Raw genomic sequence first — 14,284 nt, 5'->3', positions numbered from 1 at the left:
CGACGCCCTCAGGGCGCGCCGATGGTCACGAAGGCGATCATCGGGTCGTTGCTCAGCGCCACCACCAGCACGCCGTCGGGCGTGACGACCAGTTGCCGGTTCAGCAGCGAGTTGGAGTAGCCGCTGAACTTGTAGCTTTGCAGCAGTTCGCCGCGCGGCGTGTAGACCCAGAAGTCGTGGCCCGAGTAGGCACCCGCGATGCCGCACAGCGACCGGCCGTCGCTGGTGACCTCGACGTTGTTCGGGTAAGCGTCGCCGCCGGGCAGCGCGCCGATGAAGCTGCCGTCGTTGCCGTCGACGACCGCGCACCGGTAACCACTGCCGGAAACACCGCCCCCCGACGCCGCGTACACGCGGCTGCCGTCGGGGCTGACGGCGACGTCGATCGGGTTGCCACCGGAGCGCGTGTCCAGCCCCGAGGGCGGGCCGCTGAACAGCACGCCCTTGGCCATCGACGAGTAGTCGACGTCGTAGCGCGTGCCCACACCGTAGACGCGCTGCGCGTCGGGGGTGGTGGCGAAACCGATCATCTCCGTCACGTAGCCCCGCCCCAGGCTGCGGCCGCCGGAGTAGGCCGTACCGTCGCCGACGAAGACCACCTCGACGCCGTTCGGGCGTGCTGCCACCAGCGGCATGTAGCCGTTGACGGCGTTCTCCAGCGGCCAGGTGTCGCTGCGGGCGAGAGTGTCCAGGTCGACCACGGCCAGCGAGCGCTCCGCCGTGTCGAGCGCATAAAGCCGCGAGCCGTCGGGCGAGACCGTCATGCGCCCGAGCGCGGAGCCGACCCGCCTGACGGTCGCGATCTTCTGCGCCGTGTAGGCGTTGTAGACGTCGATCGTCGCGCCGCCGTTGTGGGCGTAGACGTAGGGCCGGATGCGGTCGGCCACCAGTTCGGTGTAGGTCGAGCCGAGCGTCGTCACGGCAGCCGGCCCGGTGGCGCTCTTCCACAGTCCGACGCGGATCTTTGCCGGCGCGACACCGCCGGTGCTCGTGCTGACCGTCACGGTGGCGACGGCGAGGGTGGCGTCGGGCAGCGTCGCGGGGTCGGCGCTGAGCGTGAGCGTGGATGCGCCGGCCGTGTTGCCGCTGGCGGTGACGGCGAGCCAGCTGGCGTCGGAGCTGGCGGTCCAGGCCAGCGCGCCGCCGAAGTTGTCGCGCAGCGTCAGCGTGCGCCTGAGCACGCTGCCTGCGGGCGTGCTGGCCAGGCCCACGCCCCAGGCCGATGGCAGCAGGCGGCGCTGGTCGGCGTTCAGGTTGACCGTCAGCGGCAGCGTCACGGTGTCGCCGTTGACGACCGCGCTGACGGTGACCGTGGCACTCGAAGAGCCAGGCGTCGCCGCAGCGGCCACCGCCTGCAGCGACAGCAGGCTGCCGCTGCCGCCGACCCGGCCGCTGGCCGTGCTGCTGCTCAGCCAGGCCGGCAGCGTGGACAGCGTGAACGGCCAGGTGTTGCCCTCGGTGTTCAGGCCCAGCGCCAGCGTCTGCGGCGTGTCGAGATCACGCCCCTTCGGCCCGCCCAGCGTCACCGTGGGCGACGCCGCCGACAGCGTCGGTCTGGTCAGCGCGAGTTGCGTCGTCACCGTCTTGTTGGGCACGCCGACGGAAGACAGCACCAGATCGGCCTGGTAGTTGCCGCTGGCCAGCCGGCTGCGCGACGGGTCGGGCTGCAGCGAGACGGTGGCCGGCGTCATGCCGCTGGTCGGGGTGGCCAGCAGCCAGGCCGCCGAGGTGCTGGCGCTCCACGGCGTGGCGACGTCGTTGTCGAGCGCGAAACCGAGCGGCTGCGCGGCGATGGGCGCGCCGTTCACCGCGGCGAAGCCGGGCACGCCCGAGGTCAGCACGAACTGCGTCGGCAGCACGTCCAGCGTCACCGGCACGCTGGCGGTCTGGCCGTCGCTGGTTCGCACGATCACCTCGGCGCTGTAGTGGCCTTCGGCCAGCGCCGACGCCGGGACGCCGACCGCCAGCACGCCAGGCCCGGTGCCGGACAAGGGCGTGACTTCCAGCCAGCTCTCGCTGGCCGTGGCCGTCCAGACCTGCGTCGGCCCCTTGACCTGCACCGCGATCGCGTCAGGCAGCGAGCCCCCGCGGTGCACCGTCAGCGCGGTCGGGCCGATCGGCGAGGCCGACAGCGGCATCTCGCTGACGTTCAGGTCGTAGTCCAGTTCGTACGGCGAACCGGGCAGTTGCACCTGGCATCCGGGGTCCTCGCACAGCTGGACCTGGATCCGGCCCTGGTGGCGGCCCGCCGTCAACGACGGCGAGGTGTGCAGCGTCGCCGAGATCGTGTTCTGGTCGACGGCCGCCAGCTCCAGGCTGTTCAGCAGCACCTGGTCGGGATCGACCAGGTAGACGTAGCCCAGGCGCCTGAACTTCTCCGGGTCACGGGCCTTGGCGCGGACCGTCAGCGTGGCCGAACTTCCCGACTGGACATTGGCGCTCACCGTCGAAGGCGAGAAGCTCACCTCGGGCGTGGAGCCCCCACCGCCGCCGCCGCAGGCCGCGAGCCCCGCGGCCAGACAAAGCGCCGCCCCGCGCGCCCAGCGGCGCACGCCCATCGAAACCATGGTTTCCCTCCCTGCACGCACGCGCCGGCTGTTTCGCCAGCGTCCTTGGTGACCGGCGGTCACGCCGGGTTTCCGAGTATTTCACCGGCGGTCCTCGCCATGCGCCCGGCCGTTGCATGCAAGCGCCGGTCGCCCCCGAGGCTCGGGGGAGGGCCGAGCCGCCGGGCGCCGGCGGCCCTGGCGGGCCGGGAAATGCGCCGCGGCGCAGCTGCGCGCCGCCGTCACTCCGGCTGGAAGCCGGCGCTGCGCAGCAGTTCGGCGCCCTGCGCGACGTCGCGCGCGACGAAGCGTTTGAACTGCTCGGCGCTCTCGGTGACCGGCGTGATGCCCAGCTTGGCCCAGGCGCCGCTGCGCGCCAGCTCGGTGGTGGCGGCGTTGATCGCGGCGTTCAAGGTCGCCACGCGGGCCGGCGGCGTGGCGGCAGGCGCCCAGACGCCGTACCAGGAGGCGTAGGCGAACTCGGGCAGCCCGCTTTCCTTGAAGGTCGGCACCTCGGGCGCCAGCGCGCTGCGCCGCGCCGAGGTGATGGCGACCGGCCTGACCTTGCCCGACTTGGCCATCGGCAGCAGCGAGATCATCGAGTCCAGAACCAGGTCGGTGTGGCCGCCGGCGACGTCCATCAGCGCCGGCTGCGTGCCCTTGTAGGGCACGTAGGCGAGCTTGAGCCCGGCGTCGCGCGCCATCAGCAGCGTCGCCAGATGGCTGGGCGCGCCGGCGGCGGGGATGCCGGCCGTCCATTTGTCGGGCTGCCGGCGGATCGTGGTGATCACGTCGGCCAGCCGGGTCTGCGTGCGGCTGGGAGCCAGCACCAGCATCAGCGGCGCCTCGCCGACACGCGCCACCGGCGCGAAGTCGGTCTGCGGGTCGTAGGGCGCGTTCTTCAGCACCTGCTTCGCGAGCACGTGCGTGGCCGCCGAGAACAGCAGCGTCTGGCCGTCGGCCGGCGACGACAGCACCGCCCGGCCGCCGATCGTGCCGCTGCCGCCGGCGCGGTTCTCGACGATGACGTTGACGCCGAGCTGCTTCTGCAGCTGGGTGCCCAGCAGCCGCGCGGCAGCGTCGACACCACCGCCGGCCGCGAACGGCACGACGATGCGCAGCGGCTTGTCGCGTTCGGGGAATGTCGCCGCCTGGGCCAGCGCCGCCGCCGTCGGCGCGGCCAGCAGCAGGGCCAGGGTGGCCCGCAACCATTGCTTCATCTTGTCTCCTGGTTCTCTTGGCGGCCTGCGCAGCCTGCCTCGGGGGCAGGTCCGGCAGGCCGGGAACATGCACTCTAGGGAGCCGGCAGCCTTGCGCCTAGCCGAGCGCCGCAGCTTTCAGACTTGCCGGAACAGGCATGTCTTGCGCCCGCGCGACGTGCCCGGCCGCCGCGGGCGAGAATCCCGCCACCGATGAGCGCCCAAGACCTCCGCGTGCTCGCCGTCATCCCGCCGATGACGCAGCTGAACACGCCCTACCCCTCGACCGCCTACCTGACCGGCTTCCTCCGTTCGCGCGGCATCGCCGCGATGCAGACCGACCTCGCGCTGGCGCTGGTGCTGGAGCTGTTCACGCCGGCAGGACTCGCCGCCGTGCGCGCGGCCGCCGCCGCGCTGCCGCCGGAACGCCGCACGCCGCGGCTGGACGCCTTCGAGGCGCAGTTCGAGCGCTACGCGTCGACGATCACGCCGACCATCCGCTTCCTGCAAGGCGGCGACGCGACGTTGGCGCACCGCATCGCCGGCCGCGCCTTCCTGCCCGAAGGCGCGCGTTTCTGCTCGCTGGACGTCTACGTCGACCCCGACGACCCCGAAGGTGGCGACCCGCTGGCCTGGGCCTTCGGCGCGCTGGGCACGCAGGACCGCGCGCGCCACCTGGCAACGCTGTACCTGGACGATCTGGCCGACGTGCTGCGCGACGCCGTCGACGCCCGTTTCGAGTTCGTGCGCTATGCCGAATCGCTGGCCGCCAGCCAGCCGAGCTTCGAGCCGCTGGCGCAGGCGCTGGCGGCGCCGCCGAATCTCGTCGACGCGACGCTCGAGCGCCTGGCGCGCGACGCGCTGGCCGAGCACCGGCCCGACGTCGTGCTGTTGAGCGTGCCCTTCCCCGGCTCGGTCTACGGCGCGCTGCGCATCGCCCAGGCGATGAAGGCCGTGCAGCCCGGGCTGCGCGTGGCGCTGGGCGGCGGCTTCGTCAACACCGAGCTGCGCGAGCTGTCCGACGCGCGGCTGTTCGATTACGTCGACGCGGTGACGCTGGACGCCGGCGAGCGCCCGCTGCTGGCGCTGCTGGAGCACTGGGCCGGCAAACGCTCGCGCCAGCGCCTGGTGCGCACCTTCATGCGCGACGAAGGCGGCGTGGTGCGCCACCACGACATCGGCGAGGCCGACGTGCCCTTCGCCGAAGTCGGCACGCCGACCTGGGACGGGCTGCCGCTGGGCCGCTACCTGTCGCTCTTGGACATGCTCAACCCGATGCACCGGCTGTGGAGCGACGGGCGCTGGAACAAGCTGACGGTGGCGCACGGCTGCTACTGGAAGAAGTGCAGCTTCTGCGACACCAGCCTGGACTACATCTCGCGCTACGACGCCGCCGGCGCGGCGACGCTGGTCGACCGCATCGAGGCCATCGTCGCCGAGACCGGGCAGACGGGTTTCCACTTCGTCGACGAAGCCGCGCCGCCGAAGTCGCTGAAGGCGCTGGCCGCCGAGCTGCAGCGCCGGCAGCTGTCGATCTCGTGGTGGGGCAACGTGCGCTTCGAGAAGAGCTTCAGTCCCGAACTGTGCCGCCAGCTCGCCGACAGCGGCTGCATCGCGATCAGCGGCGGGCTGGAAGTGGCGTCGGACCGGCTGCTGGGGCTGATGCAGAAGGGCGTGTCGGTCGAGCAGGTGGCGCGTGTCACGCGCGCCTTCAGCGACGCCGGCGTGCTGGTGCACGCCTACCTGATGTACGGCTTCCCGACGCAGACCGTGCAGGACACGGTCGACGCGCTGGAGTACGTGCGCCAGCTGTTCGAGGCCGGCTGCATCCAGTCGGGCTTCTTCCACCGCTTCACCTGCACCGTGCACTCGCCGGTCGGCCGCGACCCGGCGGCCTACGGCGTGACGCTGCAGCCGCTGCCGCCGACGACGTTCGCGCGCAACGACGTCGGTTTCGTCGACCCCACCGGCGTCGACCACGACCGCCTGGGCACGGCGCTGAAGAAGGCGATCTACAACTACATGCACGGCATCGGCCTGGACGCCGACGTGCGCAGCTGGTTCGACCAGCGTGTGCCCAAGCCGACGGTGCCGCGCGGGCGCATCGCGCGGGCGCTGGAGCGGCGCTGAGGCCTCAGTCCGCGACGACGATCAGCGTCACCCGCCGGTTCTGCGCGCGGCCGGCTTCGCTGTCGTTGTCGGCGATCGGGCGCTCGGCGCCCAGGCCGCGCACCTGCAGGCCGGCGGCGTCGAATCCGGCGCCGGCCAGCGCGCGCGCGACGCTGGCGGCGCGGCGCAGCGACAAGGCCTGGTTGTAGGCCGCGGCACCGACGTTGTCGGTGTGACCTTCGACGTGCATGCGGCGGATGCCGGCCTCGGCCAGCGCCCGCCCCATGCGGCCCAGACGTTCGGTCTGCGGCGGCTGCAGGCGGTCGGCGTCGAAGCCGAACAGCAGCGCCATCGACAAATCGAGCTGCCAGTCCTCGCCCTCGGGCCGGAAACCCAGATCCTGCAGCGTGCGCACCTGCTCGGGCCTGAAGCGCGGGCGCGGCGGCGCCGCGGGCGGTGTTGCCTGGCAGCCGGCGACGGCGGCCGCCGCCAGGGCGATCAGCGCCGCGCGGCGGCGGCGGTCAGGCACGGGAGACGGGGGGTACAGACGGCAGTCGGTCATGGCGGGGCGTCGGTGGCGGCGGGGCGGTTGCGGCCGGCGTGTTTGCGGCGGTACATCGCGCGGTCGGCGGCGGCCATCAGCTCGGCCGCGCCGTCGCCGTCGTCGGGGAAGACGGCGGCGCCCAGGCTGGCCGACGGACGCAGCAGCAGGCCGCCGGGCAGCGGCAGCGGCTCGCGCACCAGCGCCTCGAGGTGGGTCAGCATCGGCTCCAGCTCGTCGCGCGAGTGCAGCGGCGCGACGAGCACGACGAACTCGTCGCCGCCCAGCCGCGCAACCAGGTCGTGCTGGCGCACGCCGCGGTTCAGGCGCGACGCGATCGCGCAGAGCACGGCGTCGCCCGCCTCGTGGCCGTGCTCGTCGTTGACGGCCTTGAAGCGGTCGGCGTCGGCGAACAGCAGGCCGACACGCTCGCCCTCGCGGCGGGCGCGGCTCAGCGCCTCGGCCAGCCGCTCCTCGAAAGCGTGGCGGTTGGCCACGCCGGTCAGCGCGTCGCGCCGGCTCTGCTGCGCCGCCGCCTCGTAGGCCTGGCGCAGCGCCTCGTTGCGCGCGACGAGCTCGGCCTCGTAGGCCTGCACCTCGTCGAGCAGGGCGTTGAAGTCGCCGGCCAGCGCGTCGAGCTCGGCCACCGCGACCGGCTCGACGCGGCGGCCGAAAGCCCGCGCCTGACGGATCGAGCGCGTGGTGCGCGACAGCGCCAGCAGCGGCTGCAGCACCAGCGCGTCCTGCCGGCGCGCGGTGGCCGCCACGGCCAGCGCGGTGACCGCGACGCCGAACAGCGCGCCGAAACCCGCCCACAGCAGCAGCGCACGCAGGAAGCCGGCGTCGCCGCTGAGCACCAGGCGCCCGGCGTCGCGGCCGTCGACGACGATCGGCAGTTCCAGCGTCGGCGACAGCCGGCGCTGCAGCCCGTCCAGCGCGCCGGCCGGCGCACGTTCGTAGTGCGCGAACTCGCGGCCGTCGCCCAGCACGATGCGCGCCGAGTCCAGGCGCTCGGCGCTGCCGATGCCGGCCAGCAGGCGCGAGGCCTCGGCGTCGTCGGCGAAGGCGACGGCAGCTTCGGTCGAGTAGGCGATCGAGCGGCCGATCAGGTCCAGGCTGTGGCGCTGCTCGCCCTTGAGCTGCCAGGCCGCCCCGAGCGTGACCACGCTGCAGACGACGAGCAGCGCCGCCAGCGCGACACGCAGCTGCCCCTGGCGCAGCACGGTGGCCAGCGGCAGCTTGGTGGCGCCGGCGGTGCTCATGCCTTGGGCCCCGGGCGCGCCAGGCGCAGCACCTGCGGATGCACGCGCAGGCCGCTGCGTGCGGCGACGTCGAGGTTGACCTCGAAGCTGTGGCGGTCGCCGATGCGCTGCAGGCAGAACATGCCGCCGTCGCTGCAGAACTCGTGGCCCCAGCCGATGGTGAGCACCGGCTGCCCGGCCAGGCGGCGCAGCGTCTCGCGGTGCGCCACCGGCGGCCAGCCGTCGAAGAGCAACACCGAGCAGGCGGCCGGCGGCGGAAGGTGGCGCGGCGTCTCGACGATCTCCAGGCCGCGCGGGTCGGGCGTGCGTTCGAGCTGGGCGCGCAGCTCGGCGCCGCTGCCTTCGCCGACGCACAGCCGCAGCGGCGCGTCGGACGGCCAGCGTGTGTAGCGCACGATGCCCAGCACGATGGCCGCCGGGCTCAGCGCCGAGCGGCTCTCGGCCACCGGAGACAGCTCCTGGGCCCGCAACGGCATCACGACGGCCAGCAGCAGGCCGGTGGCCAGGGCGCGGAGGAGGCGGGAGTCGGTCATCGGAGGGCGGTCGTCTGGCCCGCCGCGGAGCCTGGTTGCCACGCGACGGCGGGCGGCAGGCCGCCCCGGCCGATGATCCCCCCGGCGCGATGCCCGAGCGCGCCGCCGCCCCCCTCATTCGCGCGGGTCAGCGGGCGTGCGTCCTGCACGCTCAGCGCATCTCGAACAGCTCCTGGTGGAAACGCCCCGCCGGCAGGCCGGCGGCGGCCAGGTCGCGCTTCAGGGCCTCGCCGAAGGCGGCCGGGCCGCAGAACCAGAAGTCGGCGTGCAGCCAGTCGGGCACCAGCTGGCGCAGCCGGGTGGCGTCGAGGCGACCGTCGCGGCCGTCCTGCAGCACGTGCAGGCGCACGCCGGCGGCCCCGGCATCGGCTTCCAGCCGGGCCAGCGCCACCGGGTCGACCGCCGCGGTCGGGTGGAACATGTCGATCGTGCGGCCGTCGGGCCGGCGCGCCAGCGCCTGCAGCCGGGCGACGAAAGGCGTGACGCCGATGCCGGCGCCGATCCACACCTGGCGCCGCTGCTCGCCTTCGAAGCGGAAGCGGCCGTAAGGGCCTTCGACGGCGACCGCGTCGCCGGCCTTCAGCGCCTGCGGCAGCGTGCGCGTGTAGTCGCCCAGCGCCTTGATCAGGAAGCGCAGCCGGCCGTCGCCGGCCCAGGCCGAGGCGATGGTGAACGGGTGCGCGCCCTCGGCGGCGTCGAAGGTGACGAAGGCGAACTGGCCGGCGTCGTGGCCGCGCCAGCCCTCGCCGAGCTGGACCGTCACCGCGGTGACCTGGGTGCCCGGCTGGAACTCGACGCTCTCGACCCGGCCTTCGACACGGCGCGCACGGCCGATGCGGCGCGCCAGGCTCATGAAGGCCGACACCGTGCCCACCGCCATCAGCGCGGCCAGCACAAGGCCGACCGGCTGCAGCCAGTATTCGGGCTTGGTCAGCACCACCGAGTGGAAGACGAGCACCAGGTACACGAGCGCCATCGCGCGGTGGGTCTGGAAGAAACGCCGGTACGGGAAGCGCTTGATCAGCGCGATCGCGATCAGCGCCAGCATCGCGTAGAAGGCATACTCGCCGATCTCCTCGGCCGGGTGGCGCAGGCCCTGCAGCAGGGCGAGCAGGCTGTCGGGCTCGAACTGCGGCCGCGGCCCGCGCTGCGGGCGCTCCAGCCAGCCGGCCTGGACCAGCCACTTCGGGCCCTTGGCGAACAGCCAGTGCGCCACCGACAGCGCCAGCCCGGCGATGCCCAGCCACTTGTGCAGGCGGTAGCCCTTGTCCATGCCGTGCAGGCGTTCGTCCAGCCAGGCCGGGCGCAGCGCCAGCAGCATGCCGACGCTCATCAGCCCCATGCCCAGCACGCCGCTGTACTGCACGAGCAGGTTGCGCCACGGGAAGACGCCTTGCGCGGCCGGCAGCGCGGAGGCCTCGGCCGCCAGCCACAGCGCGCTCAGCCCGGCGGCGAGCGCGACGAAGGTGGTGCGGATCGTTTTCATGACGGTCTCTCGGAAGTCGATACCGTCATGCTGCGCGGGCGAGGTGAAGGCGGTCTTAAGACACCGGCCGGCCGGCGTGGCGCCGACGCCCCGCCGTCACGCCCCATTGCGGCGCGGGCGACCACCGTGGCGCCAGGACCACGCGCGCAAACCCTCGAATGCGCGTCTATCCTGCGTTGGGACAAGTCCTTTGATATGAGCCCAGATAATTGATGGATAACAGTCGATAGACTGTAACGGCAGCTTGACAGAAATTTTCATCTACTGGCAAGCATTCGTGGCCTGCAGGCGGCCACACCCGCAGCAGTAAGGAAGGACCTCATGAAAAACGCAATCCGAGCAGCGGCCGTGACGGCCCTGGCCGCCCCGGCCCTGCTCGCCACCACGCCTGCCGTCCCCGCGAGCACCCCCAAGTACCTCGCCCAGCGTGTCGACTGCGCCGGCCTGCCCGGCCTGACGCTCGCCCCGGGTGAACTGACGGTGCTGCTGGTCGACGAATCGGCCAACCCCGCCGCCGCGCGCCTGGAACGCCTGCGCGCGCCGGCCTGCCGCAGCATCTACGCCGCACAGCGCGTGGACGACGACGGCTGGATGGACCGCGACTGGCTCGGCGACGTGATCGTCTCCGCCGTCGACCCGGCCCAGGGCAAGCCCGCCACCGATCTGCAGCAAAGCCGCCTGCGTGCGCCGCACTACGTCGTCACCGTCAGCACCGCGCTGGCCGACAAGGCCACGCCCGACGCGCTGACCTTCTCGCTGTCGCGCGAACTCGGCCACGGCGTCTACCGCCACGGCACCCGCACCGCCGCGCTGCGCCTGCTGTCCACCGGCTTCTACGCCACCAGCGTGCTGGGCTTCGGCATGCTGCCGACGATCAGCGCCTCGGTCGTCGCCAGCGGCGCCGCCGCCGACGCCGGCCTGGGCTTCGGCACCTGCCTGGTCGCCGGCCTGAACAAGCGCTTCGAACTGCAGGCCGACGCCTTCGGCGTGCGCTCGCTGCAGGCGCTGGGCGCGGCCAAGCCGCAGGCCCAGCAGGTCGCGCTGGGCGTGCTGCGCGCCACGCCGGCCGCAGAAGGCCGTTGCATGGACGCGCAGAACGCCACCGCCGGCACGCTCGCGCGCAGCCAGGCCGTGCAGGCGCTCTGAGGCTTTCGCAGCGCCTGGAACGGCCGCCTTCGGGCGGCCGTTTTCGTTTGCGCCGCCTGGGGATTTCGCTGCGGCCGGCGGCTGGGCATGCTGCACGGCAGCCGATAAGAGGCGGGTAAGCGCCCGGCGCGTACACCGACCCGGTCGCCGCTGTGCGCAAGGAGATTCTTGAATGCACCCCACTGCAGGCCGCCCGGCACCGGGCGGCGCCCGATGCGATGGCTGAGCCCGTCGCCCTGCCCCGCCGCTGGCAGCTGCTGTTGAGCGGCGCGCCGCGGCTGCGGGAAGCCACGCCCGAGGGCCGCACGCTGGCGCTGATCGCGCCCGACGCCGCCTGGCTGGCGCTGGCCGCCGCGCCCGAGGGCCGTGACAGCCGCCAGGTCGCGCTGCTGGTCTGGCCCGACGCCGGCGAACGCGGCGCGCTGAACAACCTGCACCAGCGTGTGCACCGGCTGCGCAAGGCCAGCGGCGCCCGGCTGGTGGAGACCGGCGCCCGCTTCGCGCTCGCCGCCGACCTGGAACTGCCGGCCGAGGACTTCGGCGCGCTGGCCGCCGACCCCGAGGCCGTGCCGGGCGAATGGCTGGCCGGCTGCGACTTCAGCGCCCGTCCGGCGCTGGCCGACTGGCTGGACCGCCAGCGCGAGGCGCGCCGCGCCGCCTGGCGCGAAGCCCTGGCCGCACACGCCGCGGCCGCCGAACACGGCGGCGCCCTGGTGCTGGCGCTGCGCTGCGCCGAGCGCCTGCTGGCGCTGGAGCCGCTGAGCGAGCACGCCCACCGCCGCCTGATGCGCCTGCACCACCTGCGCGGCGACCGCGCCGGCGCCGTGGCCGCCTTCGAGCGCTGCGAACGCCTGCTGAAGGACGAACTGGGCCTGAGGCCCGACGCCGAGCCACGCGCGCTGCTGGCCACCGTCGAACGTGGCCGCGGCGGCGAGCTGGCGCCGGTGCGGCCGGTGCCCGCCGCCTTGCTGCGGCCGCCGCGGCTGGCCGGGCGCCGCGAGGCGCTGGCCCAGCTCGCCGCGGCCGAACGCGACGGCACCGTGGTGCTGCTGGTCGGCGACGCCGGCATCGGCAAGACGCGGCTGTTGCAGGAGCACCTGGCCGGCCGCGCCGACGCGCTGCACGTGCAGGCCCGCCCCGGCGACGAAGGCCTGCCCTATGCGACGCTGATGCGGCTGCTGCAGCGGCTGGACGCCGCCGAGGCCGAGGCCGCGCCGGCCCGTCCCGAGCGCCTGCCGGCGCTGCTGCGCCACTGCCTCGCCGCGGCGCAGCGGCAGGGGCTGAGCGTCGTCGCCGTCGACGACCTGCACTTCGCCGACCGCGCCAGCATCGAGACGCTGCTGACGCTGGCCGGCGAGGCGGCGCTGCACTGGATCCTCGCCCGCCGGCCACCGCCGCACGGCGCCGACGACCCGCTCGCCGCGCTGATCGAGAGCGGCAGCACGCGCCGCCTGCTGCTCGGGCCGCTGGAGGCGGCAGAACTCGCCGAGCTGCTGCAGGGGCTGGACCTGGCGCCCTCGCAGGCGCAGGCCCTGGCCGGCCAGTTGCTGCAGCGCTGCGGCGGCAACCCGCTGTTCGTGCTGGAGACGCTGCGCGCCGCCTGGCGCGACGGCCTGCCCGAGGGCACGCTGCCGGTGCCGCGGGCGCTGGCGCACCTGGTCGAGCTGCGCCTGGCACGGCTGTCGCCCGACGCGCTGGCGCTGGCGCGCGTGGCGGCGATCGCCGCGCCCGACTTCGACCTGCCGCTGGCCGAGCAGGTGCTGGGCGCGCCCGCGCTGCGCCTGGCCGGCGCCTGGCACGAGCTGGAGCAGAGCCAGGTACTGCGCGGCGAGCAGTTCGCGCACGACCTGATCCAGGACGCGGTGCTGGCCGCGATCCCGCAGGTCATCGCCCGCCACACGCACCGCCAGGTGGCCGCGGCGCTGGCCGGGCGCGGCGTGGCGCCGGGACGCGTGGCGCGGCACTGGCGCGACGCCGGCGAACACCGCGCCGCGGCGGCGGCTTTCGCGGCTGCGGCCCAGGACGCGCGGGCCGCCTGCCGGCCGCGCGAGGAAGGCGAACTGCTCGAAGCCTGCGCCCAGGCGCACGAGGCCGCCGGCGACGACGAGGCGGCGCTGCAGACGCGCATCCGCCGCGTCGGCGCGCTGCTGCCCAGCGCCGGCGTCGGCGCGGCGATCGACGAGGCGCAGGCCCTGGTGCAGGCCAGCCGCGGCCGGCCGTCGGCGGCGCTGGCGCTGACCGCGCTGGCGATGGCGCTGTTCTGGGGCGGGCGCCAGGACGAGGCCGAGCAGGCCGCGCGCGAGGCGCTGGCCACGCCCGACGCCAGCGAGGAGGTGCAGGTGCGCGCCAGCTCGCTGCTGTCCAACATCGAGGCGATGCGCGGCCACGCCGAGGCGGCGCTGGCGCTGATGCAGCGCTGGCGCACGCGCATCACCGAGCTCGCCGACCCGGTGCTGCGCTGCGAGTTCCACGGCAACCTGGCGACGCTGCTGATCCGCGTGAACCGCAGCGGCGAGGCGCTGCCGGTGGCCGAGCAGCACCTGGCGCTGGCGCGCGCCACGCGCTCGGCGACCGAGCAGCTGGCGGCGCTGATGAACCTGTCGAACCTGCACGCGCGGCGCGGCGACCTGGCGCGGGCGGTGGAGCACGGCCGCGAGGCCGACCGGCTGGCCACCGAGATCGAGCTGACCGCGACGCTGGCCTGGTGGAACCGGGCGTCGCTGGGCTTTTTTCTGGGCGGGCTGGGACGCTATGCCGAGGCGCTGCAGCTGCTGGAGGCGGCCGCCGGGGCGCTGGCGACGAGCCCGCTGCAGCAGAACCTGGCGCTCGGCCTGCTGGCGCGCGTCTGGCTGACGCTGGGCCAGGGCGCACGCGCCCACCGCTGCGTGCAGGGCCTGAGCGAGGCGCCGCCCGGGGCCTTGCGCACCGCCCAGCTCGTGCTGCGCGCCGCGGTCGCCGCGGCCACCGGACAGCCGGCGGCGCCGCTGTGGCAGGAGGCCGCCGCGACCGGCGTCGCCGAGGACCCCCACCGCATCCAGGCCGAAGTCGAGCTGGCCTGCGAAGCCGGGCGCCTGGACCTGCTGCACGAGCTGGAGCGCCGCGCCGACGCGGCGGCGCTGTTCCCGCAGGCCGCGGAGGTGGCGACACGCACGCTGGCGCTGCTGGCCGACCGGCAGGCCGCGGCGGCCGCGGCGGCGGCCGAGCACCGCACGCTGCAGGCGCGTTCTGCCCACTACTACCTGCCGGCGCTGCTGCTGCGCTGCGCCGAGGCCTACGAACGCGGCGGCCGCGGCGACGCCGCGCAGCGCTGCCTGGCGACGGCGCTGGACTGGGTGCACCGCGACGCGCTGCCGCAGGTGCCGGCGCCTTTCGTCGAAGGTTTCCTGCACCGCCAGCCGGTCAACGTCGCGCTGCGCGCCGCGGCGGCACGGCGGGCGCTGCCCGTCACGCGCGGCTAGGCTG

9 protein-coding genes are annotated in these 14,284 nt (G+C 74.4%); 3 read left to right on the top strand and 6 right to left on the bottom strand.

What is annotated here, in order from left to right; translation table 11 throughout:
• Window positions 1-8: 8 nt before the first annotated feature.
• Together RGE_RS04755 and RGE_RS04750 are read right to left on the bottom strand one after the other, a co-directional pair.
• Window positions 9-2,567: a BACON domain-containing protein gene (locus RGE_RS04755; RefSeq protein WP_014427180.1), complete on the bottom strand. Its 2,559-nt coding sequence runs from the start codon at window positions 2,565-2,567 to the stop codon at window positions 9-11.
• A gap of 221 nt (window positions 2,568-2,788) precedes the next feature.
• Window positions 2,789-3,766 (bottom strand): Bug family tripartite tricarboxylate transporter substrate binding protein, encoded by a 978-nt coding sequence (locus RGE_RS04750; protein ID WP_014427179.1) that lies wholly within the window; start codon window positions 3,764-3,766, stop codon window positions 2,789-2,791.
• Between the two features lie 192 nt (window positions 3,767-3,958).
• On the opposite strand from RGE_RS04750, the gene RGE_RS04745 reads away from it, so the two are divergent.
• Window positions 3,959-5,875, top strand: coding sequence for a B12-binding domain-containing radical SAM protein (locus RGE_RS04745; RefSeq protein WP_014427178.1), 1,917 nt, complete (start codon window positions 3,959-3,961; stop codon window positions 5,873-5,875).
• 4 nt (window positions 5,876-5,879) lie between these two features.
• Here the strand turns inward: RGE_RS04745 and RGE_RS04740 are convergent, their stop codons facing one another.
• The 4 genes from RGE_RS04740 to RGE_RS04725 all read right to left on the bottom strand — a co-directional run bounded on the left by RGE_RS04740 (window position 5,880) and on the right by RGE_RS04725 (window position 9,676).
• Window positions 5,880-6,383 (bottom strand): OmpA family protein, encoded by a 504-nt coding sequence (locus RGE_RS04740; RefSeq protein ID WP_043783805.1) that lies wholly within the window; start codon window positions 6,381-6,383, stop codon window positions 5,880-5,882.
• 29 nt (window positions 6,384-6,412) lie between these two features.
• Complete coding sequence (locus tag RGE_RS04735) at window positions 6,413-7,657, bottom strand: sensor domain-containing diguanylate cyclase (protein ID WP_014427176.1); 1,245 nt, start codon at window positions 7,655-7,657, stop codon at window positions 6,413-6,415.
• Window positions 7,654-8,190 (bottom strand): YfiR family protein, encoded by a 537-nt coding sequence (locus tag RGE_RS04730; RefSeq protein WP_014427175.1) that lies wholly within the window; start codon window positions 8,188-8,190, stop codon window positions 7,654-7,656. The genes RGE_RS04735 and RGE_RS04730 overlap by 4 nt, the downstream gene beginning before the upstream one ends.
• 151 nt (window positions 8,191-8,341) lie before the next feature.
• Window positions 8,342-9,676, bottom strand: a complete 1,335-nt coding sequence (locus RGE_RS04725; protein WP_014427174.1) for a ferredoxin reductase family protein — start codon at window positions 9,674-9,676, stop codon at window positions 8,342-8,344.
• Between the two features lie 348 nt (window positions 9,677-10,024).
• Here RGE_RS04725 and RGE_RS04720 point away from each other — a divergent pair, with 348 nt between their 5' ends.
• Both RGE_RS04720 and RGE_RS04715 read left to right on the top strand, forming a co-directional pair.
• The gene (locus RGE_RS04720) at window positions 10,025-10,822 is read left to right on the top strand and encodes a M48 family metalloprotease (RefSeq protein WP_014427173.1); all 798 of its coding nucleotides are present in this window, start codon (window positions 10,025-10,027) and stop codon (window positions 10,820-10,822) included.
• A 218-nt stretch (window positions 10,823-11,040) separates the two neighbouring features.
• On the top strand, window positions 11,041-14,280 hold the full coding sequence (locus RGE_RS04715) for an AAA family ATPase (RefSeq protein ID WP_014427172.1): 3,240 nt from the start codon (window positions 11,041-11,043) through the stop codon (window positions 14,278-14,280).
• Window positions 14,281-14,284 lie beyond the last annotated feature (4 nt).

It is taken from the genome of Rubrivivax gelatinosus IL144 (genome assembly GCF_000284255.1).
Taxonomy (GTDB): domain Bacteria; phylum Pseudomonadota; class Gammaproteobacteria; order Burkholderiales; family Burkholderiaceae_C; genus Rubrivivax; species Rubrivivax gelatinosus_A.
This window is presented reverse-complemented; position numbering and strand designations above follow the sequence as displayed.

Excerpts from the sequence above, each read along its gene's own strand:
- RGE_RS04755 (WP_014427180.1), bottom strand. The coding sequence starts at position 2,567 with ATGGTTTCGATGGGCGTGCGCCGCTGGGCGCGCGGGGCGGCGCTTTGT.
- RGE_RS04750 (WP_014427179.1), bottom strand. The coding sequence starts at position 3,766 with ATGAAGCAATGGTTGCGGGCCACCCTGGCCCTGCTGCTGGCCGCGCCG.
- RGE_RS04745 (WP_014427178.1), top strand. The coding sequence starts at position 3,959 with ATGAGCGCCCAAGACCTCCGCGTGCTCGCCGTCATCCCGCCGATGACG.
- RGE_RS04735 (WP_014427176.1), bottom strand. The coding sequence starts at position 7,657 with ATGAGCACCGCCGGCGCCACCAAGCTGCCGCTGGCCACCGTGCTGCGC.
- RGE_RS04730 (WP_014427175.1), bottom strand. The coding sequence starts at position 8,190 with ATGACCGACTCCCGCCTCCTCCGCGCCCTGGCCACCGGCCTGCTGCTG.
- RGE_RS04725 (WP_014427174.1), bottom strand. The coding sequence starts at position 9,676 with ATGAAAACGATCCGCACCACCTTCGTCGCGCTCGCCGCCGGGCTGAGC.
- RGE_RS04715 (WP_014427172.1), top strand. The coding sequence starts at position 11,041 with ATGGCTGAGCCCGTCGCCCTGCCCCGCCGCTGGCAGCTGCTGTTGAGC.